Source organism: Amycolatopsis thermophila (genome assembly GCF_030814215.1).
Taxonomy (GTDB): Bacteria; Actinomycetota; Actinomycetes; order Mycobacteriales; family Pseudonocardiaceae; genus Amycolatopsis_E; species Amycolatopsis_E thermophila.
Genome location: NZ_JAUSUT010000001.1, coordinates 6487422 through 6508265, shown reverse-complemented (window position 1 = coordinate 6508265; position 20844 = coordinate 6487422). Strand labels below are relative to the sequence as shown.

The window sequence follows — 20844 nt, the reverse complement described above, 5'->3', positions numbered from 1 at the left end:
ACGCGGGCGTCCCCGTATCCGTTGCCGCCTACTCCGCCTGGGAGGAATCCTTCGTGCCGCCGCAGCAGGCACCCGTGACCGGCAAGGCCAGCCGCCGGTCGTGGCTCATCTGGTTCACCGCCGCCATCGTCTACCTCCTCTCCGTCTTCCACCGCACCTCGTTCGGGGTCGCCGGGCTGGAAGCCGCCGACCGGTTCGGGGTCGGCGCCGCCGCGCTGTCCACCTTCACCGTCCTGCAGGTGGGCGTCTACGCCGCCATGCAGATCCCCACCGGCGTCCTCGTCGACCGCTTCGGGCCGCGCAAGGTCCTCACCGCCGCGCTGCTCTTCCTGGGGCTGGGCCAGATCCTCGTCGCGGTCGCCGACACCTACGCGCTGGGCCTGCTCGCCCGCGGTGTGCTCGGCTTCGGTGACGCCCTGACCTTCGTCAGCGTGCTGCGCCTGGTGGCCGCGCACTTCCCGGGCCGCCAGTACGCGGTCGTCACCAGTTTCACCACCGCGATCGGATTCCTGGGCAACCTGGCCGCGACCGTCCCGCTCACCCTGCTGCTCGCCGGCCCCGGCTGGACGCCGACCTTCCTCGCCGCCGGCCTGGTCACCGCGATCTACGCCGCCGTCGTCGCCGGCCGCGTCCGCGACACCCCCTCCGGCGCCGCCCCGAAGGCCGGCCCGGTGCGCGCGGGAGCCCTGGCCCGCCAGGTCCGCACCGCGTGGCGCGTCCCCGGCACGCGGCTGGGGTTCTGGGTGCACTTCGCGACGATGTTCGCGCCCAACGTGCTCACCCTGTTGTGGGGTGTGCCGTTCCTGGTGCAGGGCCAGGGTCGCCCGGCCGCGACCGCCAGCGCCCTGCTGACCGTGTTCGTGTTCGGCTCGATGATCGGCGGCCCGCTGGTCGGCAGCATCATCTCGGCCCGTCCCGGCACCCGGATGCCGCTGGTGCTCGGCTACCTCGCCGGCGCCGCCGCCGTCTGGGGCGTGCTGCTGAGCTGGCCGGGGCAGATCCCGGTCGGCGTGCTGGTGCCCGCGTTCGCGTTCCTGTCCCTGGGCGGTCCGGCGTCGATGATCGGGTTCGCGCTGGCCCGCGACTACAACCCGCTGTCGCGGGTGGGCACGGCCACCGGCGTGGTCAACGTCGGCGGGTTCGTCGCCACCACGCTGACCGCCCTCGCGGTCGGGGTGCTGCTGCAGCTCACCGGCGGGCAGTTCCGCCTGGCGCTGCTGGCGATCGTCGTGGTGCTGGCGCTCGGCACGTTCCGCATGCTGGTGTGGTGGCGCCGCGCCCGCGCCGAGCTGTTCGCCGCGCAGGAACGGGGCGAGCGCGTCCCGGTGCAGGTTCGCCGCCACGTGTGGGACGCCCCGGCCCGGAAGGTCGCGGCGGCCGCGTGACGGCGCCACCGTAAGGTGTCCAGCCGTGTCCCAGCCGAAGACTCGACGCCCCGCGCCCCCGCCCGGCCTGCTCGTGGTGGACAAGCCACCGGGCATGACCTCCCACGACGTGGTGGCCCGGGTGCGCCGGATCATGGGCACCCGCAAGGTCGGGCACGCCGGCACGCTCGACCCGATGGCCACCGGCGTGCTGGTGCTGGGCGTCGAGCGGGCGACCAAGCTGCTCGGCCACCTCGCGCTGGACCGCAAGACGTACCTGGCGACACTGGCCCTCGGCGTCTCGACCACCACCGACGACGCCGAGGGCGAGCCGGTGTCCACCGCGGACCCCGACGCGCTGGCCGCCGTCACCGACGAGCGGATCGCGTCCGGCATCGCCGCGCTGACCGGCGACATCCAGCAGGTGCCGAGCGCGGTGAGCGCGGTCAAGATCGCCGGCAAACGCGCCTACGCGCGCGTGCGGGCCGGCGAGGAGGTCGCGCTCAAGCCGCGGCCCGTCACCGTCCACCGCTTCGACCTGCTCGCCACCCGCCGCGTCGCCGACCGCATCGAGCTGGACGCCGTGGTCGAGTGCTCCTCCGGCACCTACGTCCGGGCGCTGGCCCGCGACCTCGGCGCCGGGCTCGGCGTCGGCGGGCACCTGTCGGCGCTGCGCCGCACCACCGTGGGCCCGTTCGGCATCGCCGCCGCGCGCACGCTGGAACAGCTGGAGGACCAGCCCCGGCTGTCCCTCGATCTGGACGAAGCCGTGGCCACCGCCTTCCCGCGCTACGACGTCGACGCCACCACCGCCCGCGCCGTCCGGTATGGACAGCAGGTCCGCGCGTCGGGCATCGAGGGCACGTACGGGGTGTTCGGCCCGGACGGGCGCGCCCTGGCACTGGCGGTGGACGCGGGCGGCGTGGCCCGCTCGGTGGTCGTCCTCGCTCCCGCATAAGGTGAAGGCCGTGCAAAGGTGGCGAGGACTGGCGGATCTCCCCGGGGGCTGGGGACGGTGTGTGGTCACGATCGGCGTGTTCGACGGGGTGCACCGCGGACACCAGGCGCTGATCGCCAGAACGGTCGAGGTGGCCAAGGCCCGCAACCTGCCCGCGGTGATGCTGACGTTCGACCCGCACCCGTCGGAGGTGATCCGGCCGGGCAGTCACCCCGCGCAGCTGACGACCCTGCGCCGCAAGGCCGAGCTGGTCGAGCAGCTGGGCATCGACGTGTTCTGCGTGCTGCCGTTCACCGCGGAGCTGTCCCGGCTGAGCGCGCACGAGTTCGTGCACGAGGTGCTGGTCGACCGGTTGCACGCGGCCGCGGTGGTGGTGGGGGAGAACTTCACCTTCGGCCACAAGGCCGCCGGTGACGTCGCACTGCTCAAGGAGCTGGGGCGGCGCTTCGGGTTCTCCACCTACGGCGCCGAGCTGCAGGGCGGCAACGTGCCCGACGGGGAAGCCGCGGAGATCACCTTCTCCTCGACCTACGTGCGGTCGTGCATCGACGCCGGTGACGTGGTCGCGGCCGCCGACGCGCTGGGCCGCCCGCACCGGCTGGAGGGCATCGTCGTGCGCGGGGACGGCCGCGGGCACGACCTGGGCTACCCGACGGCGAACCTGTCGACGCCGCGGTTCGCCGCGGTGCCGGCCGACGGCGTGTACGCCTGCTGGTTCGTGCGCGACAACCAGCCGGACCGCCTGCTGCCGGCGGCCGTGTCGGTGGGCACGAACCCCACGTTCTCCGGCCGCGAGCGCACGGTGGAGGCGTTCGTGCTCGACGTGGACGAGGACTTCTACGGCCAGCACGTCGCGCTGGACTTCGTCGGCAGGCTGCGCGACATGGTCCGGTTCTCCAGCGTCGAGGACCTGGTCGAGCAGATCGCGGACGACGTGCGCCGCACCCGGACGATCTTGCGCACGGGCGGCTGACCGCGGCCGGTGCGAATGCGAATCGTCGGGTGATTCCGCCCCGCGTGCCCGGTCCCACCTGGCAAGATGGGTGCGCGGTGGCCGGGTCTGTTTGGGGAGAGCAGGGAGCACAGGTGGATGACCACAAGATCGTCCAGCGGAACATCGCCCTCCAGAGGGAGTGGTACGGGGAACCGCTGGGTGACCGGGTGCGCCGTCTCGTGGTCGCGTTCGACGTCTCGCAGGCCTACCTGGCCGAGGTGCTGGGCATCAGCGCGCCGATGCTGAGCCAGGTGATGAGCGGCCGCCGCGCCAAGATCGGCAACCCGGTCGTGCTCGCCCGGATGATCATGCTCGAGCGCAAGTGCCTGGTCCCCGAGGTGGCGGCCGGGCACAAGGAAGCCCTGATGGCGGCGCTGGAGGACGTGCGCGACGCGCGCCCGACGGTGGGCCGCGACACCTTCCCGGTCAACGCGCTGTCCGAGGAGCGGGCAGTGCTGTCCGCGCTGCGCGACATCGCCGAGGACGAGGACCTGATCGAGGCGGCCAAGCGGCTCGACGACGACTTCCCGGCGCTGGCCGACCTGCTCCGCCGCGCCGGTCAGCAGGGTTAGCGCCGTGGCGGTGTTCTCCGCGATCCTGCCGCCCGCCCCGGTCGTCGAAGCGCTGGCGGCCCGGGTGGCCCGGCTGCCCCGCACCGACGGGACGCGGTGGAGCGCGCCGGAGAGCTGGCACGTCACGCTCGCCTTCTACGGCGAGGACGACCCCGCCGGGCGGGCCGACTGGCTGCGGCCGCGGCTGGCGGGAATGCCCGCCCCGCGGATCTGGTTGGAAGGAGCAGGGACCTTCGCCCACGTCCTCTACCTGGGGGTGTACGGCGAAGGGATCACCGAGCTGGGCCTGGCCGCCGGAGCCGGCGACGAGGGCCGCCCGTACCTGCCGCACCTGACCCTGGCGTGCACGCGCGGGGAGGTGCCGCGGGAGCTGCCGGCGCGGCTGGCGGACTACCGTAGCGAGATGTGGACGGCCGCGGAAGCGGTGCTCATGCGTTCGCAGCGCACCGCCGAAGGCGCCCGGTACGTGGTGGTCGAGCGCTTCCCGTTGTCCCAGCAGGCCAGGTAGAACACTCCCTGATACCCTGAACCACTGGGTCCGGCTGCAGTCCGTGGCGGCCGCGACCGACTACCCGTGCACTCGCGGTGCCCGGGCCTCACGGCACATCACAACAACGAGGAGATACTCAGTGGCGCTGTCCACCGACGAGAAGAAGTCGATCCTGACCGAGTACGGTCTGCACGAGTCCGACACCGGGTCCCCGGAGGCCCAGGTCGCGCTGCTCACCAAGCGGATCATCGGTCTCACCGAGCATCTCAAGACGCACAAGCACGACCACCACTCCCGTCGCGGCCTGTTGCTGCTGGTCGGCCGTCGCCGCCGGCTGCTCAACTACGTGATGAAGGTGGACATCGAACGCTACCGGTCGCTGATCCAGCGACTCGGCTTGCGCCGATGACGTGATCGACAGGGGGAGTGACCACGGTCGCTCCCCCTCGGTCCATCAGAACAGAACCAAAGAGGAAGGGCAGGCGCTCGAGGGCAAGGACGCCGGTCCTCGGTAGTGGCTTACGGGACGTTCCCGTGGGCTTCGATCGAAGACCGGCTCGTTCCTCGGACGCCGCTCCGCACGGGCGGAGCGCGTGCTGCCCGAACGAACGAGGAGTCAACTACACATGACCGAAGCAAGCGGACCCGTCGTGCACGAGGCCGAGGCCGTCATCGACAACGGCAAGTTCGGCACCCGCACGATCCGCTTCGAGACGGGCAGGCTCGCCCGGCAGGCCGCCGGCGCCGTCGTCGCCTACCTGGACGAAGAGACGATGCTGCTGTCGGCGACCACCGCCTCCAAGCAGCCGAAGGAGCACTTCGACTTCTTCCCGCTGACGGTGGACGTCGAGGAGCGGATGTACGCCGCGGGCCGGATCCCGGGCGCGTTCTTCCGCCGCGAGGGCCGTCCCTCCACCGACGCGATCCTGACCTGCCGCCTGATCGACCGGCCGCTGCGCCCGTCGTTCGCCGACGGCCTGCGCAACGAGATCCAGATCGTCGTCACGGTGCAGAGCCTGCACCCGGAGGACCCCTACGACGTGCTGGCGATCAACGCCGCGTCGGCCTCGACCCAGATCGGTGGCCTGCCCTTCTCCGGCCCGATCGGCGGCGTGCGCGTCGCCCTGATCGACGGCCAGTGGGTCGCGTTCCCGACCTGGTCGCAGCTGGAGAAGGCGACCTTCAACATGGTCGTGGCCGGCCGCGTCGTCGGTGACGACGTCGCGATCATGATGGTCGAGGCCGAGGGCACCGAGAACACGCTCGACCTGATCGACGGTGGCGCCCCGGCGCCGACCGAGCAGGCCGTGGCCGAGGGCCTGGCCGCCGCCAAGCCGTTCATCCGCGTGCTGTGCGAGGCGCAGCAGCGGCTGGCCGATGCGGCCGCCAAGCCGACCGGCGACTTCCCGGTGTTCCCCGCCTACCAGCAGGACGCCTACGACGCGGTCGCCGCGATCGCGAGCGAGGACCTGGCCAAGGCGCTGACCATCGCCGGCAAGCAGGAGCGCGAGAACGCCACCGACGAGGTCAAGGCCGCCGTGCTGGCCAAGGTCGGCCTCGGCGAGGGTGAGGCCTTCGAGGGCCGCGACAAGGAGATCGGCGCCGCGTTCCGCGCGCTGACCAAGAAGCTGATCCGCCAGCGGATCCTGCGCGACAAGGTCCGCATCGACGGCCGTGGCCTGACCGACATCCGCCAGCTGGCGGCCGAGGTCGCGGTCATCCCGCGGGCGCACGGTTCGGCGCTGTTCGAGCGCGGCGAGACCCAGATCCTGGGTGTCACCACGCTGAACATGCTGCGCATGGAGCAGCAGATCGACTCGCTGTCGCCGGAGACGACGAAGCGGTACCTGCACCACTACAACTTCCCGCCGTTCTCCACCGGCGAGACCGGCCGCGTGGGCTCGCCCAAGCGGCGCGAGATCGGCCACGGCATGCTCGCCGAGCGCGCCCTGGTGCCGGTCCTGCCGAAGCGGGACGAGTTCCCCTACGCGATCCGCCAGGTGTCGGAGGCGCTGGGCTCGAACGGCTCCACCTCGATGGGGTCGGTGTGCGCCTCGACCATGTCGCTGCTCAACGCCGGTGTGCCGCTCAAGGCGCCGGTCGCGGGCATCGCGATGGGCCTGGTGTCCGACGAGGTCGACGGGGAGACGCGCTACGTCGCCCTGACCGACATCCTCGGCGCCGAGGACGCCTTCGGCGACATGGACTTCAAGGTCGCCGGCACCAAGGACTTCATCACCGCGCTGCAGCTGGACACCAAGCTCGACGGCATCCCCTCGGAGGTGCTGGCGGGTGCGCTGAACCAGGCCAAGGACGCCCGGCTGACCATCCTCGAGGTGCTGGCCGAGGCGATCGACAGCCCGGACGAGATGAGCCCGTACGCGCCGCGCGTCACGAGCGTGAAGATCCCGGTCGACAAGATCGGCGAGGTCATCGGGCCGAAGGGCAAGATGATTAACTCGATCACCGAGGAGACCGGCGCCGACATCTCGATCGAGGACGACGGCACGATCTACGTGGGCGCGGCCGACGGCCCGTCCGCGGAGGCCGCGATCGGCAAGATCAACGCGATCGCGAACCCGCAGCTGCCGAAGGTGGGCGAGCGCTTCCTGGGCACCGTGGTGAAGACGGCCGCGTTCGGCGCGTTCGTCTCGCTGCTGCCGGGCAAGGACGGTCTGATCCACATCTCGAAGCTGGGCAACGGCAAGCGCATCGGCAAGGTCGAGGACGTGGTCAACGTGGGCGACAAGCTCCGCGTCGAGATCGCCGACATCGACAACCGCGGCAAGATCAGCCTGGTCCTCGTCAAGGACGAGGACGAGGGCGAGAAGAAGGCCGAGGAGCAGCCCGCCGAGGGCGCCGAGGCCAAGTAGGACAAGCGGTAGCCGGGAAACGGCCCGTCCCCGGGCGGGGCGGGCCGTTTCCCTGTTCACGCACACGAGTTGGGATTCGATGGCGCGACAGATTGCCGGGCACGAGCAGGCCGTGGGCACCACGCGCACGCTCGAGACCGGGGCGAACGGCCTCCTCGTCAAGCGCACGGTGCTGCCGGGCGGGCTGCGGGTGGTCACCGAGCACGTGCCGGGGGTCCGGTCGGCGACCGTGGGCCTGTGGGTCGGGGTCGGCTCGCGGGACGAGACGCCGAAGGTCGCCGGTGCGGCGCACTACCTGGAACACCTGCTGTTCAAGGGCACCACGAACCGGTCCGCGGTGCGGATCGCGGAGGAGATCGACGCGGTCGGTGGTGAGCTGAACGCGTTCACCGCGAAGGAGCACACCTGCTACTACGCGCAGGTGCTCGACGAGGACCTGCCGCTGGCGGTGGACCTCGTCACCGACGTGGTGTTCGAGGCGCTCTGCGCGGACTCCGATGTGGACACCGAGCGCAGCGTGGTGCTCGAGGAGATCGCGATGCGCGACGACGACCCCGAGGACCTGCTGCACGACACGTTCGTCACCACCGTGCTGGGCTCGCACCCGCTGGCGCGGCCGGTGCTGGGCACCCACGAGTCGATCACCGGCATGTCGGCGGCCGGGCTGCGCGGGTTCTACCGGCGCCGGTACACGCTGCCGAGGATGGTGCTCGCGGTGGCCGGCAACGTCGAGCACGCCCAGGTGCTGCGCCTGGCGCGCAAGGCCCTGGGTGGTCGTCTGTCCGGTTCGGACACCCCCGTCGCGCCGCGCGCGGGCAAGGCGCGGGTGGCAGGGGAGCGGCGGCTGGTGCTGCACGGCGACGACACGGAGCAGGCGCACGTCATGCTCGGCATGAAGGCCCTGTCGCGACACGACGAGCGGCGCTACGCGCTGTCGGTGCTCAACGCCGCGCTCGGCGGCGGCATGAGCTCGCGCCTGTTCCAGGAGATCCGTGAGCAGCGCGGGCTGGCCTACCAGGTGTACTCGTCGGTGGCGGCCTACTCCGACACCGGGCACTTCTCCGTCTACGCCGGATGCCAGCCGGAGCGGCTGGGCGAGGTGTCGGCGGTGCTGCGGGACGTGCTCGGCCAGGTCGGCAAGGACGGCTTCACCGACGCCGAGGTCGTGCGCGCCAAGGGGCAGCTGCGCGGCGGGCTGGTGCTGGGCCTGGAAGACACGGCGTCGCGGATGTCGCGCATCGGCAAGCAGGAGCTCAACTACGGCGACCACGTGACCGTCGACGAGGCCGTGGAGCGCATCGCCGCAGTGACCACCGAGGAGGTGTGTGAGCTGGCCCGCACCCTGTTCGGGACGCCGGGTGGGGTCACCGCCGCCGCGGTCGTCGGGCCGTACGCTCACGAGCAGGACCTACCGGAAGATCTGCACGAGGTGATCGCGAAATGAACGCCCGCGGCGAGGACAACCCCATCCGGGTCGGTGTGCTGGGCGCCCAGGGACTCATGGGGGCGCAGGTGGTCAAGGCCGCCGGGGAGGCGCCCGACACCACCGTCGTGGCGACGGTCGACGCCGGGGACGACCTGGCGCGGCTGACCGGGGCCGGGGCGGAGGTCGTCGTCGACTTCACCCACCCGGACGCGGTGATGGGCAACCTGGAGTGGGCGGTGGCCAACGGCCTGCACGCGGTCGTCGGCACCACCGGGTTCACCGACGAGCGTCTGGCGCAGGTGCGGTCGTGGCTGTCCGCCAAGCCGGAGGTCGGGGTGCTGATCGCGCCGAACTTCGCGCTCGGCGCGGTGCTCGCGATGCGGTTCGCCCAGCAGGCGGCGCGGTTCTACGACTCGGTCGAGGTCATCGAGCTGCACCACAACCGCAAGGCCGACGCCCCCTCCGGCACCGCGGCCCACACCGCGCGGCTCATCTCGCAGGCCCGCCGCGAGGCCGGCCGCAAGCCGGGCGCGGACGCCACCACGAGCGAGCTGGACGGCGCCCGCGGCGCGCGGGTGGACGACGTGCACGTGCACTCGGTGCGGCTGCCCGGTCTCGTCGCGCACGAGGAGATCCTGTTCGGGCAGGAGGGCGAGACGCTCACCATCCGCCACGACTCGATGGACCGCACCTCGTTCATGCCGGGCGTGCTGCTCGGCGTGCGGGAGGTGCTGAAGCGGCCGGGCCTGACCGTCGGCCTCGAGAACGTGCTCGACCTGTGAAGGCCCGCAACACCGCCCTGGTGCTGACCGCCGCGCTGGTGGTCTACCTGGTGCTGCTCGGGCAGCGGGCGATCGCCCTGATCGCGACCGGCACCGGGGTGGGCATCGCACTGGGGATCGGCGTGCTGGTCCTGCCGCTGCTCGGGCTGTGGATGGTGCTCGCGACCTGGCGGTCCGGGACGCGGATCCAGCACCTCGCGCGGCGGCTCGACGCCGAGGGCGGGCTGCCCGACGTGGCCGGCCTGCCGCGCCGTCCGTCGGGCCGGGTGGACCGCGCCGCAGCCGACGCGTGGTTCGAGGAGCGCCGCGCGGAGCTCGAGGAACACCCCGGGGACTGGCGGTACTGGTACCGGCTGGCCCACGCGTACGACCTCGCGGGCGACCGGCGCCGCGCCCGCGCCACCATGCGCAAGGCCCTGGAGCTGGAGTCGGCCGAGTCCGCTCGCGGCTGACGCCCGTCCGGGGACCGCAGCGTCCGCGGCGCGAGTCCGGTGTACCGGGCTGGGACCGTCAGTGGTGGAACCAGCCTGCGAACACCGCCGGGCAGGCGGCCAGTGCGCTGTAGCGGATGAACCGCCCGGCCAGGCCCGCCGTGAGGAACGTCGACATCCGCATGTCGGCCAGTCCCGCCAGCACGGTCGTCGCCATGAACGGGGGCAGCCCGATCACCGAGCTGACCCCGTAGGTGCCCGTCATCCAGTGCGGGTGCCGGTGACAGCGTTCGCGCAGCGCCTCGACCTTGCCGCGCAGCCACTTGGTGCGCAGGTGCCACTTGTCGCGGCGCCGGCTGGGCGGGCGCCGGCGGTGCAGCCGGTCGTGCAGGAACCGCGGCAGCCCGATGGACCCGCGCGCGGCCAGGTAGTAGAGCAGCTTGCCGCCGATCTGGCCGATCGACACGGCCGCCCCGATGAGCAGCCAGTGCAGTCCCGGTTCGCTGGCCACGAGCCCCAGCACGAACACCTCGACGCTGATGACGGGCAGGATCGCGGACCCGAAGGCGACGCCGAGCGTCACCCAGAACCAGGCGAACAACCGCGCCTCCTGACGGGGGGCTGGGGGCATGCGGGGCGGGACGCGGGGGCGATCCCGATCACACGGGCGGGGGGTCTGTCGACGATATCAGCTACAAGTGTGATCTCCGTGGGCTCCGGCGTACTTTCCGCCGTCTGCCGACCACCCTCCGCTCACCTTCCCGTCACCCGGTTCTGCCACGGTGGCGCCCGTGCAACGGGACATCCGGGTGACGCGCTCGCCCGCGGAGAGGTTCGCGTCGTTCTGCGCGACGGTCGTGCGGTACCTGCCCCTCGGGCTGAACACGCTGGTCCCGCCCAGTTTCGTGGGGTTCGCGCTGATCAACGGGTTCACCTTCGCCGTCGACCTGGTCCTGCTCACGCTCGGTCACGGTGTGGCGGGCCTGCCGCTGCCGGCCGCGATCACGATCGCCTACGTGTGCGCGTTCGCGCTGAGTTTCGTGCTCAACCGCGTGTTCAACTTCCGCTCGCACGCTCCCGTCGGCCGTCAGGCCGTGCTCTACGCCGTCGCCGTGGCCGTCAACTACTTCGCGTTCATCCTCGGCGCCGGGGCCGGCCTGGCCGCGCTGGGCCTGGAATACCACCTCGCCCGGATCCTCGCCGGCGCGTGCGAGGCCGTGTTCCTCTACAGCGTGCTGCGCTGGATCGTGTTCGCCGAGCGCGGCCGGGAGTAGCCGAAGGGGGACCCGCTCGTAACATCGATCACGGGGGCAACGAAGATAGGCGGTGCGGCGTCTGTTCCGTGAGATCGCGCCTGGCCGGGACTGGGAGAACGAGTGAGAGCTGTCATCGCGACGATGAGGCACGGGAGTGCCGCCGAGCGGGTGCGCCTTGGCCTGGAGCTGCTGCTCGCGCTCGGCCTGTTCGCGGCGCTCGCGTACTACGCCCACGGCATCCGGAAGTGGCCGACGGACGTCGACGTCTACCGGCTCGGCGCGGACACCTTCCTCAAGGGGCACTCGATCTACTCGGAACTGCCGGTCTCGGCCATCGGCGGCGCGCTGCCCTACACCTACCCGCCGTTCTCGGCGGTGCTGTTCACGCCGCTGGCGATCATCCCGCCGCCGATCGGCTACCCGCTGCTGACGGCCGCGACCTGCCTGGCGCTGTTCCCGATCGTCCTCGCCTACCGCAAGGCCTCCCCGGAGCTGCGCGGGCTGCTGGCCAAGCCGTGGATGGTGGTCGCGGGCGCGTGCGTCATGGTGGTCGCGCACCCGGTGTCGAACACGATCTTCTGGGGCCAGATCAACGTCCTGCTGATGATGCTGGTCGCGGTGGACGTCCTGTGGCCCAACCCACGCTGGCCGCGGGGCGCGCTGATCGGCATCGCCGCGGCGGTGAAGCTGACCCCGGCCGGGTTCGTGCTGATCTTCCTGCTGCGCAAGGACTTCCGCGCGGTGGTCACCAGCTTCGTCAGCTTCCTGGTGATGTCGGCGATCGCGTTCGTCCTCATGCCCGGTGACTCGTGGACCTACTGGACCGACCGCGTCTTCCACGCGACGGGCATGAACATCGGCCCGATCCACGCGAACGAGTCGGTCACCGCGACCTTCGAGAAGCTGCACCTGACCGGCACGACGCTGACCGTGGCCGGCGGGCTGGGCGTGATCGCCGTGGTCGTGATGACCTTCCTCGGCACGGCGCGCGCGCTTCGGGACGACAACCTCGCGCTGGCGCTGGGCGTGAACACCGCCGGGGTTCTGCTGATCTCGCCGATCTCGTGGTCGCACCACTGGGTCCTGGCCCTGCCGACGGCCGCGCTGGTCCTGGTGATGGGCGTGCGGAAGAACAACAAGTGGCTGATCGTGTCCGGCTGGGCGGCGGTGGTCATCCTGTGGCTGGCGCCGCACTACTGGGTGCCGCTGGAGTGGCAGCACTGGAGTTTCGCGCAGCAGGTGGCCGGCAGCAGCTACCAGATCGTGGCCGTGGTGTTCCTGGTCGTGATGGCGGCGCGGTGGTTCCGTGGGCGCGGCAAGCCCGCCCCGGCCGATGCCCTGGACTTCGAGCTGGCCAATGAGCTGACCGGTCCGGCGATGGCGGCCGTCGAGCGTGCCGGTGGCGGGGTCCGCACACCGGCCCGCGCGGGCGACGAGGCTTGATTCCGGGGTCGACCAGTTCGGGGCTCGTGGCACCGGCCTCCGCGGTGAGCAGTACCGGGCCCAGGCGGCCCGGCCGGTAGGCGGGCGCATCGGCCATGCCTCGCGCAACCATCCAGGCCCCCGCGGCCGGCGGGATGCCGATCAGGCCGGTGGGCTCACTCGACCAGCGGGATCTCGAGAGCGCCGGTCAGGCGGAGTTCCCGCAACCGCCCCTCGCCGGTGTCGAGGGTGCGCACCGTGCCGTCGGGGTGCCAGCCGGCGCGGCGGAAGAAGCTCAGCGTCGCCGCATCGGTCTCCGCCGCCCACGTGATGCCCCGGTCGGCGCCCAGCTCGCGCAGCCCCGCGGCCGCCGCGGCCAGCAGGCGGGCGCCGTGCCCGCGCCGGGCCCAGCGGGGTTCGACCAGCAGGGTGCCGATCAGGCCGGTGCGGCCGGCGTCCGCGGGCAGGGCGCCGTGCGCGTCGGCGACGTCGTCGCGCGGCGCCGGTCCGGCCACGCAGAACCCGACGACGAAACTGCCCTCGACCGCGAGGTGCACGCGGGAACCGGGGTGCGCGATCGCCTCCGCCCACCGCGCCTCGGTGTCCGCCGAATCCAGCTCGGCCAGCGCCTGCTCGCTCAGCACCCCCTGGTAGGCGGTCCGCCAGGTGACGCGCTGGATGCGCGCGATCTCCGCCGCATCGGTTTCGACGGCTTCACGGACGGTCACGGTGCTCATGGCGGGAGAACCTACCGGTTTTGTCGGTGGGTGCTGGCACCATGAGCTCCGATGGAGACGATGAGTGTGGCGGCCGCACGACGGGCCGCGCTGGCCGCGCAGGGGTTCGCCGACCCCCGGCCGGAGTCCGCGCCCACGAGGCGGCACCTGCGGCGTGTGCTGTCGCGCGTGCAGCTGATCCAGCTGGACTCGGTGAACGTGGCGGTCCGGGCGCACTACGCGCCGCTGTTCGCGCGCCTGGGCGCCTACGACCAGGCGCTGATCGACGAGGCCGCCTGGACGCACACCAGCCGCAAGCCGCGCATGCTCGTGGAGACCTGGGCGCACGAGGCGAGCCTGATCCCGGTGGAGGACTGGCCGCTGCTCCGCTCGGGCGCGAAGCGGCCCGGGTGGTGGCGCAACTACCAGCGCCTGGCCGACCGCTCGCCCGGGCTGGTGGAGGACGTGCTGGCCGTGGTGAAGGAGCTCGGGCCGATCGGCGCGGGCGGCATCGAGCGCGAGCTGGAGGGCGAGTCCAAGCGCACCCCGGGGTCGTGGTGGGAGCGTTCGGAGGTCAAGAAGATCTGCGAACTGCTGTTCGGGCTGGGACAGCTCACCACCGGCACGCGGCGTTCGTTCGAGCGGCTCTACGACCTGACCGAGCGGGTCGTGCCGGCCGAGGTGCTGGCGCGCCGGGTGACGGCGGAGCAGGGCGCGCGCGAGCTGATCTCCCGGGCGGCGACGGCGCTGGGCGTGGCCACGGAGCCGGATCTGCGCGACTACTACCGGCTCGGCCCCGACGTCAGCCGCCAGGCGGTGGCGGAGCTGGTCGAGGACGGGGTGCTGGAACAGGTCGCGGTTCGCGGCTGGCGCGGCCCGGCGTACCGGCTGGTGGGGGCGCGGATGCCGCGCAAGGTCACCGGGCGGGCGCTGCTGTGCCCGTTCGACCCCCTGATCTGGGAGCGCGCCCGCACCGAGCGGCTGTTCGGGTTCCGGTACCGCATCGAGATCTACGTGCCGGAGCCGCAGCGCGTGCACGGCTACTACGTGTTCCCGTTCCTGCTCGACGGCGAGCTGGTGGCGCGGGTGGACCTCAAGGCCGACCGGGAGGCCGGGGTGCTGCGGGTGCCGGGCGCGTTCGCCGAGCCGGATGTCGAGGTGCCGCGGGTGGCTGCGGAGCTGGCGGGGGAGCTGCGGGTGATGGCGTCGTGGCTGGGGTTGGACGGTGTCGTGGTGGGGGAGCGGGGTGATCTGGCGTCGACGTTGAAACGCGCCTGAGCGCGGGGGCTGGGGCGGTGACGATCTGGAGCCGGGGTGGTGCGGGGCCGGGCGCCGCTGAGCTGGATGTCGAGGTGCCGCACGTGTGGAGCTGGCGGGGGAGCCGCCGGTGCGGGGGCGGCGCGGGTGCCGAGCGCCTTCGCCGAGGCGGACGTCGAGGTGCCGCAGGTGGCGGCGGAGCGGGTGGGAGCGCGGTGATCTGGTGCCGGCGGTGAAACGCGCCTGAGCGGGTCGGTCTGGGGCGGTGACGATCCGTGGGCCGGGGTGGTGACGCGCAGGTGGCGATCCGTGGGCCGGGGTGGTGTGACACGCCCCCGTGCCACACCACCCCCCACCCCCTCGGGCGGCGGACGCCGCCCCTCCGGTGGCTCTACTGCGCCGCGCGCGTCACGAGCGCCGTGCCGGACCCGGTGCGCGCCCGCAGGTTCAGCGGGACCTCGCCGTCGGGCGGCTCCAGCGACAGGTCCAGCTCGCTCGACACCTTCCCCGCGCTCGCCGTCAGGTCGACCTCCGCCGAAACCCCCGGCCGGATGCCGACGCGGATGTCACCGGACCCGGTGACCAGCTCCAGGTTCCCGGCGGCCGCCTCGGCGACCGACACGTCGCCGCTCCCGCTGCGGGCCAGCACGGACCCCGACACAGTGCCCAGCCACACGTCACCGGTGCCGGTGGCGAGCGTCGCCGAACCGGTCAGGGACGCCACCTCCACGTCACCGCTGCCGGTGCGCAGGTGCAGCCCCGCCAGGGTCGGCCCCAGGCGGATCGCGCCCGAGCCCGTCCGCACGGTCGCCGCGCCCTCGGTCCGGTCCAGCCGGATCTCCCCGGTGCCGGTGGACAGGTCCGCCCGCCCGGCCGGCCCGGTGACGGTCACGTCCGCCGAACCGGCCTTGACCTCCAGGCCCGTCCCGGCGGGCGCGATCACGGTCACCGACAGCGGGATGTTGCGCAGCGGCAGCGCCTTCGGCGCGTGCACCGTCAGCCGGTTGCCGGTCTGCTCCAGCCGCGTCTGCTGCACCGCGTCGGCCGGGGTGCCGCTGAGGTCGGCGCCCAGCTGGTCGCCGAACCGCTCGTTCACCCAGCTCAGCAGGTTCGAAATCCCCTGCGCCCACGGCTGCTGCGCGTCCGGGTCGTGCCGGATCTCGACCGTCGCCTCGGTGGCTTCGGCGTCCAGCTTCACCTCGACCTTGCCCTGGGTGACCGCGATGTCCAGCTCCAGCGGCCCCGGCAGCGAGAACGTCTGCGTGCGCACGAGCTCCGGATCGGTCATGACTATCCCTTCACCCAGCCGTGCAGGTGCGACTCGGACTGCGAGCCGCTCTGCTTCTCGGCGCGGAACGACTGCGACCCGTGCAGCGCGCCCTGCACGGCCTGCGAGATGAACGTGTTCAGCGAGACGCCCTGTGCGGCCGCGGCCCGTTCGGCCTGGTCCTTGATGCGCTCGACCATCCGCAGCGTCATCCGCGAGATGTCGCCGCCCTCCATGACCGGCGGCGGCGGGGGAGGCGGCGGAGCCGGACGCTCGGCCCGCGCACGCTCGCCGGGGGTGCCGGTGACGACCACCCGCACCTCCCGGCCGTCCAGGCGCACCTCCACGACGTGGTCCGGCAGTTGCGCGGTCGCCTCGGCGGCGAGGTCGGCCAGCGCGTTCATGAGCACCAGCCGGGTGGCGGGTTCGAGCGCGCCGGACAGCAGCGCGGCGGCCCGCCGGATCTGCTCGTCCCCGGCGGAGGCCGTCGCGGTCAGATCCTCGCGGAGGCTCGTGATGTACGGCGTCAGGTCCATGACACCACTATGACGTCACAGGTGGTGTCAGTCAAGACCGACGATGACACCATGCGGTGTCCGCGGCGGGATTGTCGGACTCGGCGGTTACGCTGCCGGGGGAGCCGCGAGGGGAAGGAGTGCGAGCGTGGCCGAGACCGTGTCACCGAAGGTGCAGCTGATCGCGAAGACGGAGTTCTTCCCGCCGGAGGACGTCCCGTGGTCGACCGACGCCGACGGGGGTGAGGCGCTCGCCGAGTTCGCCGGCCGGGCCTGCTACCAGTCCTGGAGCAAGCCGAACCCGAAGACGGCCACCAACGCCGGGTACATCGACCACATCATCGAGGTCGGTCACCTGTCGGTGCTGGAGCACGGTTCGGTGACCTTCTACATCAGCGGGGTGTCGCGCTCGCTGACCCACGAGCTGATCCGCCACCGCCACTTCTCCTACTCGCAGCTGTCCCAGCGGTACGTGCCGGAGCGCGACGCGGAGTTCGTCGAGCCCGAGGTCATCGCGAACGACCCGGAGCTGCACGAGAAGTTCCGCCAGGCCACGCGGGCCAGCGTCGACGCCTACACCGAGCTGCTCGCCGGGCTGGAGGAGAAGTTCGCCGACGCGCCCAGCGCCACCCTGCGCCGCAAGCAGGCCCGGCAGGCGGCCCGCGCGGTGCTGCCGAACGCGACCGAGACCCGCATCGTGGTCACCGGCAACTACCGCGCCTGGCGGCACTTCATCGCGATGCGCGCGACCGAGCACGCGGACGTGGAGATCCGCGGCCTGGCCGTGGAGTGCCTGCGGCAACTGCAGAAGGCGGCGCCGAACGTCTTCGCCGACTTCACGATCTCGACCTTGCCGGACGGCACCGAGGTCGCCACGAGCCCGAAGGTGCTGGAAGGGTGAAGCGGCTCGCGATCGACCTGCAGCCGGGCGAGTACGCCGTCGCGCGGCTGGACCCGGGCGGCCAGGTGCCCGTGCTGGACGCGGTGGACGGTCTGGTGTCGATCACCCGCACCGCGACCGAGACGTCGGTGATCTGCCCGGCCGGCCGGGTGCCCGAGGGTGCCCGGGTCGAGGCGGGGTGGCGGCTGCTGACGGTGCGCGGCCCGCTGGCCTTCACCCTCACCGGGATCATCGCCGCGCTGGCCAGCGAGCTGGCCTCGGCCGGGGTCGCGCTGTTCTCGGTGTCCACTTTCGACACCGACCACGTGCTGGTGAAGGAGGGCGAGCTGGAGCGCGCCGTCCAGGCCCTCCGCGCGGCCGGCCACGAGGTGTCCACCGCGAACGCCTGAGCTCGGGGCCTCCCACTCCCCTTCCCCGGCCATCGGCCAGCCGCACCGTTGTGCACTGGGCGGCGTATTCCGTCGCCGGTTCGTCCCCGACGCGGGCCCGCCATGGCCCTCACCATCGCCGACGTCGCCCGGTCCCGGGCCGTCCGGGCGCGATTGAGCGCGGGGCGGCGGTGAGTGCGCCACGGTCACGATGAGCGGCCCGCTCGCTCGTCGGGCCAGCCCGGCCCCGGGTTTCCAGAGCCGGCCGCACGGGGTACTCCCACGCATCGTGTCGGCGCGGTGCAGACCACATTTTGATGCTCTGTACATCGAAGTTCGGTGCACCTAAACTCGGGGTTCGGCACGGTCGCAGGAGGGCGGATGGCGCTGACGGAACAGATCCGGCCACGGCTCAAACGGGTGCGGTCGGGTTCCCTGCTGCTCGGGCCTGCCTTCGTCGCGGCGATCGCCTACGTCGACCCGGGCAACGTCGCCTCCAACATCAGCGCCGGCGCCCAGTTCGGCTACCTGCTGGTGTGGGTGATCGTGGTGGCCAACCTGATGGCCGGGCTGGTGCAGTACCTGTCGGCGAAGCTGGGCCTGGTCACCGGGCTGTCCCTGCCGGAGAACCTGCGCGAGCGCATGCCGCGGCCGGCCCGCCTGGGCTACTGGGCGCAGGCCGAGCTGGTCGCGATCGCCACCGACCTGGCCGAGGTCGTCGGCGGTGCGATCGCCCTGAACCTGCTGTTCGGCCTGCCGCTGCTGCTGGGTGGCGTGATCACCGGCCTGGTGTCGATGGCGCTGCTGGTGGTGCAGGACCGGCGGGGCCAGAGCGCGTTCGAACGGGTCGTCACCGGCCTGCTGGGGGTCATCGCCATCGGGTTCCTGGCCAGCGTGTTCGTCGAACCGCCGTCCGCGGCCGACGCGGCCGCCGGGCTCGTGCCGAAGTTCGCCGGCAGCGAGAGCGTGCTGATCGCCGCCGCGATGCTCGGCGCGACCGTGATGCCGCACGCCGTCTACCTGCACTCCGGGCTGGCCCGCGACCGGCACGGCCGGATCGAGGGCGCCCGCCGGTCCCGGCTGCTGCGCATCACCCGCGTCGACGTGGGCCTGGCGATGCTGCTGGCGGGTGCGGTGAACATGTCGATGGTGCTGCTGGCCGCGACGAACCTGCGGGGCCTGGACGGCGTGCACTCGATCGCGGGCGCGCACTTCGCGGTCGGGCAGACGCTCGGCCAGGGGGTGGCGCTGCTGTTCGCGCTCGGCCTGCTGGCCTCCGGCCTGGCCTCGACGTCGGTGGGCGCCTACGCCGGCGCGATGATCATGCAGGGCCTGCTGCGCAAGCGGATCCCGCTGCTGGTGCGCCGGCTGATCACGCTGATGCCCGCGATCGTCGTGCTGGGGATCGGGGTCGACCCGAGCCGCGCGCTGGTGGTGTCGCAGGTGGTGCTGTCCTTCGGCATCCCGTTCGCGCTGGTGCCGCTGGTACGCCTGACCAGCGACCGCGACCTGATGGGCCCGTCCGCCAACCACCGGGTGACCACCACGCTGGCCTGGGTGATCGCGGCCGTCATCATCGTCCTCAACGTCGCGCTGATCTACCTCACCTTCGCGGGCTGATCCGGAACCGAACGGCGGCGGAGGGGGTCGGACTAGCATCCAGCTGTCCCGACCGACCTGATCCCCGGAGCCACGGTGACCGAAGAGCAGACCCAGCAGACCACGCCGCGCCCGGCCGGCCCCCGCGTCGTCGCCGGCCGCTACGCGCTCCTGGGCGAGCTCGGCCGGGGCGGGCACGGCCTGGTGTGGCGGGCCCAGGACCAGGTGATCGGCCGCCAGGTCGCGATCAAGGAGCTGCGGCTGCCCGACGGCGCGGAGGACAGCGTCTTCACCGAACGGGTGCTGCGCGAGGTGCGCACCGCGGGACGGCTCAACGACCCGGCGATCGTCACGGTCTTCGACGTGGTGTCCGAGGACGGCGCCACGTTCATCGTGATGGAGCTGGTCGAGGCGCCCACGCTGGGTGAGCTGGTGCGCCGCCACGGCGCGCTGCCGCCGCAGCAGGTGGCCACGATCGGGCAGCAGGTGCTGTCGGCGTTGCGGGCCGCGCACGACGCCGGGATCGTGCACCGGGACGTCAAACCGGGCAACATCATGGTCGGCGCCAACGGCCGGGTGAAGCTGACCGACTTCGGCATCGCCACCGCGATCGACGACCCGCGGCTGACCGCCAGCGGGATGATCGTGGGCTCCCCGGCGTTCATGGCGCCGGAGCGGCTGGAGGGCCACGAGGCGATGCCCGCCTCGGACCTGTGGTCGCTGGGCGCGACGCTGTTCCTGGCCGCCGAGGGCGTGATGGCCTTCGACCGGCCGACCACCGCGGCCACCCTGCACGCGATCGTCAACGAGGTGCCCTACCTGACCCGCGTCCAGGGGCCACTGGCCTCGGCGATCATGGGGCTGCTGGTGGTCAAGCCGGAGGGCCGGATCTCCTACGGGCAGGCCGGGCACCTGCTGGGCATCGCCGCGCACAACACCCCGCCGGGCGGGTTCGGCACGGCCGTCCACCCCGGCCCGGCGCCGACGCACGCCGCGCCCGCGCCGCCGCGCAAGAGCCGCCGCGGGCTCCGGATCACCGCCGGCGCGGTGGCCGGGGCCGTGCTGCTGGCCGGCGGTTTCCTGGCCGGCCAGTGGTGGGCCGGACAGCCTGCGGACGACGCGATGCTGCCGACCATGACCTACGGCGACGGCGGCGACCTGGAGTTCAGCGCGACCAGCTCCTACGCCTGCTACAACGGCCGCCTCCAGCCCGGTTACAACCTCGGCTCCGACAACGCGGTCGACTGCGACAAATCGCACGAGCTGGAGGTCTACGACGCCAACGGCAGCCTCGGCAACTCCAGCTCCGGCGACGACGAGGCCGGGTTCGTCGGCTACCCGGGCGCCGACGCGCTGCGCCGCTACGCCGAGTCGTTCTGCGCGATGAGCTTCCACTCCGGGACGCTCGACGAGAAGGCCCGCGGCACGCTCGACTACCGCGCGCTCGTGCCGTCGCAGGCGCAGTGGGAGGCGGCACCCAAGGAGTCCTACGACGACCCGTCCCGCACGGTCTACTGCCTGGTGTCGAAGCGGGGCGGCGGGCAGCTCACCGGATCGGTGACCCGCAAGGTCCGCTGACGCGAAAGGTTGCGGCCGGAGATCGCCTGGTCCAGCGATTCTCCGGCGGGTGACCGTGCTTTCCTGCGGATCATG

Annotated in this window: 21 protein-coding genes; 17 read left to right on the top strand and 4 right to left on the bottom strand. The window is 72.4% G+C overall.

Annotated features, from left to right (window positions below):
• Positions 1 to 74: 74 nt before the first annotated feature.
• From FB470_RS31880 to FB470_RS31835, 10 genes are all read left to right on the top strand, one after another.
• On the top strand, positions 75 to 1385 hold the full coding sequence (locus FB470_RS31880) for an MFS transporter (RefSeq protein WP_306999594.1): 1311 nt from the start codon (positions 75 to 77) through the stop codon (positions 1383 to 1385).
• 25 nt (positions 1386 to 1410) lie between these two features.
• Positions 1411 to 2322: a tRNA pseudouridine(55) synthase TruB gene (gene truB, locus FB470_RS31875; RefSeq protein ID WP_306997557.1), complete on the top strand. Its 912-nt coding sequence runs from the start codon at positions 1411 to 1413 to the stop codon at positions 2320 to 2322.
• 10 nt (positions 2323 to 2332) lie between these two features.
• Complete coding sequence (locus tag FB470_RS31870) at positions 2333 to 3295, top strand: bifunctional riboflavin kinase/FAD synthetase (RefSeq protein WP_306997555.1); 963 nt, start codon at positions 2333 to 2335, stop codon at positions 3293 to 3295.
• A gap of 113 nt (positions 3296 to 3408) precedes the next feature.
• Positions 3409 to 3888 (top strand): helix-turn-helix domain-containing protein, encoded by a 480-nt coding sequence (locus FB470_RS31865; RefSeq protein WP_306997553.1) that lies wholly within the window; start codon positions 3409 to 3411, stop codon positions 3886 to 3888.
• A 4-nt stretch (positions 3889 to 3892) separates the two neighbouring features.
• Positions 3893 to 4396, top strand: coding sequence for a 2'-5' RNA ligase family protein (locus FB470_RS31860; protein ID WP_306997551.1), 504 nt, complete (start codon positions 3893 to 3895; stop codon positions 4394 to 4396).
• Between the two features lie 121 nt (positions 4397 to 4517).
• Positions 4518 to 4787, top strand: coding sequence for a 30S ribosomal protein S15 (rpsO, locus tag FB470_RS31855; RefSeq protein ID WP_167097395.1), 270 nt, complete (start codon positions 4518 to 4520; stop codon positions 4785 to 4787).
• A gap of 217 nt (positions 4788 to 5004) precedes the next feature.
• On the top strand, positions 5005 to 7251 hold the full coding sequence (locus tag FB470_RS31850; protein WP_306997549.1) for a polyribonucleotide nucleotidyltransferase: 2247 nt from the start codon (positions 5005 to 5007) through the stop codon (positions 7249 to 7251).
• Positions 7252 to 7330: 79 nt separating this feature from the next.
• Entirely contained in the window at positions 7331 to 8695 is a 1365-nt protein-coding gene (locus FB470_RS31845; RefSeq protein ID WP_306997547.1) for a M16 family metallopeptidase, read from the top strand.
• The gene (gene dapB, locus FB470_RS31840; protein WP_306997545.1) at positions 8692 to 9459 is read left to right on the top strand and encodes a 4-hydroxy-tetrahydrodipicolinate reductase; all 768 of its coding nucleotides are present in this window, start codon (positions 8692 to 8694) and stop codon (positions 9457 to 9459) included. Before FB470_RS31845 ends, dapB begins: the two co-directional genes overlap by 4 nt.
• On the top strand, positions 9456 to 9911 hold the full coding sequence (locus FB470_RS31835; RefSeq protein WP_306997544.1) for a tetratricopeptide repeat protein: 456 nt from the start codon (positions 9456 to 9458) through the stop codon (positions 9909 to 9911). The genes dapB and FB470_RS31835 overlap by 4 nt, the downstream gene beginning before the upstream one ends.
• Positions 9912 to 9969: 58 nt before the next feature.
• Here the strand turns inward: FB470_RS31835 and FB470_RS31830 are convergent, their stop codons facing one another.
• Positions 9970 to 10491: a hypothetical protein gene (locus FB470_RS31830; RefSeq protein ID WP_370876626.1), complete on the bottom strand. Its 522-nt coding sequence runs from the start codon at positions 10489 to 10491 to the stop codon at positions 9970 to 9972.
• 190 nt (positions 10492 to 10681) lie between these two features.
• Between FB470_RS31830 and FB470_RS31825 the strand changes: the two genes are divergently transcribed.
• Complete coding sequence (locus FB470_RS31825) at positions 10682 to 11164, top strand: GtrA family protein (protein ID WP_306997540.1); 483 nt, start codon at positions 10682 to 10684, stop codon at positions 11162 to 11164.
• 123 nt (positions 11165 to 11287) lie between these two features.
• The gene (locus FB470_RS31820; protein WP_306997539.1) at positions 11288 to 12589 is read left to right on the top strand and encodes a glycosyltransferase family 87 protein; all 1302 of its coding nucleotides are present in this window, start codon (positions 11288 to 11290) and stop codon (positions 12587 to 12589) included.
• 155 nt (positions 12590 to 12744) lie between these two features.
• Here FB470_RS31820 and FB470_RS31815 read toward each other — a convergent pair whose 3' ends face one another.
• Positions 12745 to 13305: a GNAT family N-acetyltransferase gene (locus tag FB470_RS31815; RefSeq protein WP_306997537.1), complete on the bottom strand. Its 561-nt coding sequence runs from the start codon at positions 13303 to 13305 to the stop codon at positions 12745 to 12747.
• A gap of 51 nt (positions 13306 to 13356) precedes the next feature.
• Between FB470_RS31815 and FB470_RS31810 the strand changes: the two genes are divergently transcribed.
• Positions 13357 to 14562, top strand: a complete 1206-nt coding sequence (locus FB470_RS31810) for a winged helix-turn-helix domain-containing protein (RefSeq protein ID WP_306997535.1) — start codon at positions 13357 to 13359, stop codon at positions 14560 to 14562.
• 370 nt (positions 14563 to 14932) lie between these two features.
• On the opposite strand, the gene FB470_RS31805 is transcribed toward FB470_RS31810, so the two are convergent.
• Complete coding sequence (locus FB470_RS31805; RefSeq protein ID WP_306997533.1) at positions 14933 to 15829, bottom strand: DUF4097 family beta strand repeat-containing protein; 897 nt, start codon at positions 15827 to 15829, stop codon at positions 14933 to 14935.
• Positions 15830 to 15831: 2 nt separating this feature from the next.
• A complete protein-coding gene (locus tag FB470_RS31800; protein WP_306997531.1) occupies positions 15832 to 16344 on the bottom strand; it encodes a toxin-antitoxin system HicB family antitoxin in 513 nt (170 codons plus the stop codon).
• A 127-nt stretch (positions 16345 to 16471) separates the two neighbouring features.
• Between FB470_RS31800 and thyX the strand changes: the two genes are divergently transcribed.
• The 4 genes from thyX to FB470_RS31780 all read left to right on the top strand — a co-directional run bounded on the left by thyX (position 16472) and on the right by FB470_RS31780 (position 20769).
• Positions 16472 to 17224, top strand: a complete 753-nt coding sequence (thyX, locus tag FB470_RS31795) for an FAD-dependent thymidylate synthase (RefSeq protein ID WP_306997529.1) — start codon at positions 16472 to 16474, stop codon at positions 17222 to 17224.
• Positions 17221 to 17613, top strand: coding sequence for an ACT domain-containing protein (locus tag FB470_RS31790; RefSeq protein ID WP_306997527.1), 393 nt, complete (start codon positions 17221 to 17223; stop codon positions 17611 to 17613). Before thyX ends, FB470_RS31790 begins: the two co-directional genes overlap by 4 nt.
• A gap of 360 nt (positions 17614 to 17973) precedes the next feature.
• Positions 17974 to 19212 (top strand): Nramp family divalent metal transporter, encoded by a 1239-nt coding sequence (locus FB470_RS31785; RefSeq protein ID WP_306997525.1) that lies wholly within the window; start codon positions 17974 to 17976, stop codon positions 19210 to 19212.
• 75 nt (positions 19213 to 19287) lie between these two features.
• Positions 19288 to 20769 (top strand): serine/threonine-protein kinase, encoded by a 1482-nt coding sequence (locus tag FB470_RS31780; protein WP_306997523.1) that lies wholly within the window; start codon positions 19288 to 19290, stop codon positions 20767 to 20769.
• Positions 20770 to 20844 lie beyond the last annotated feature (75 nt).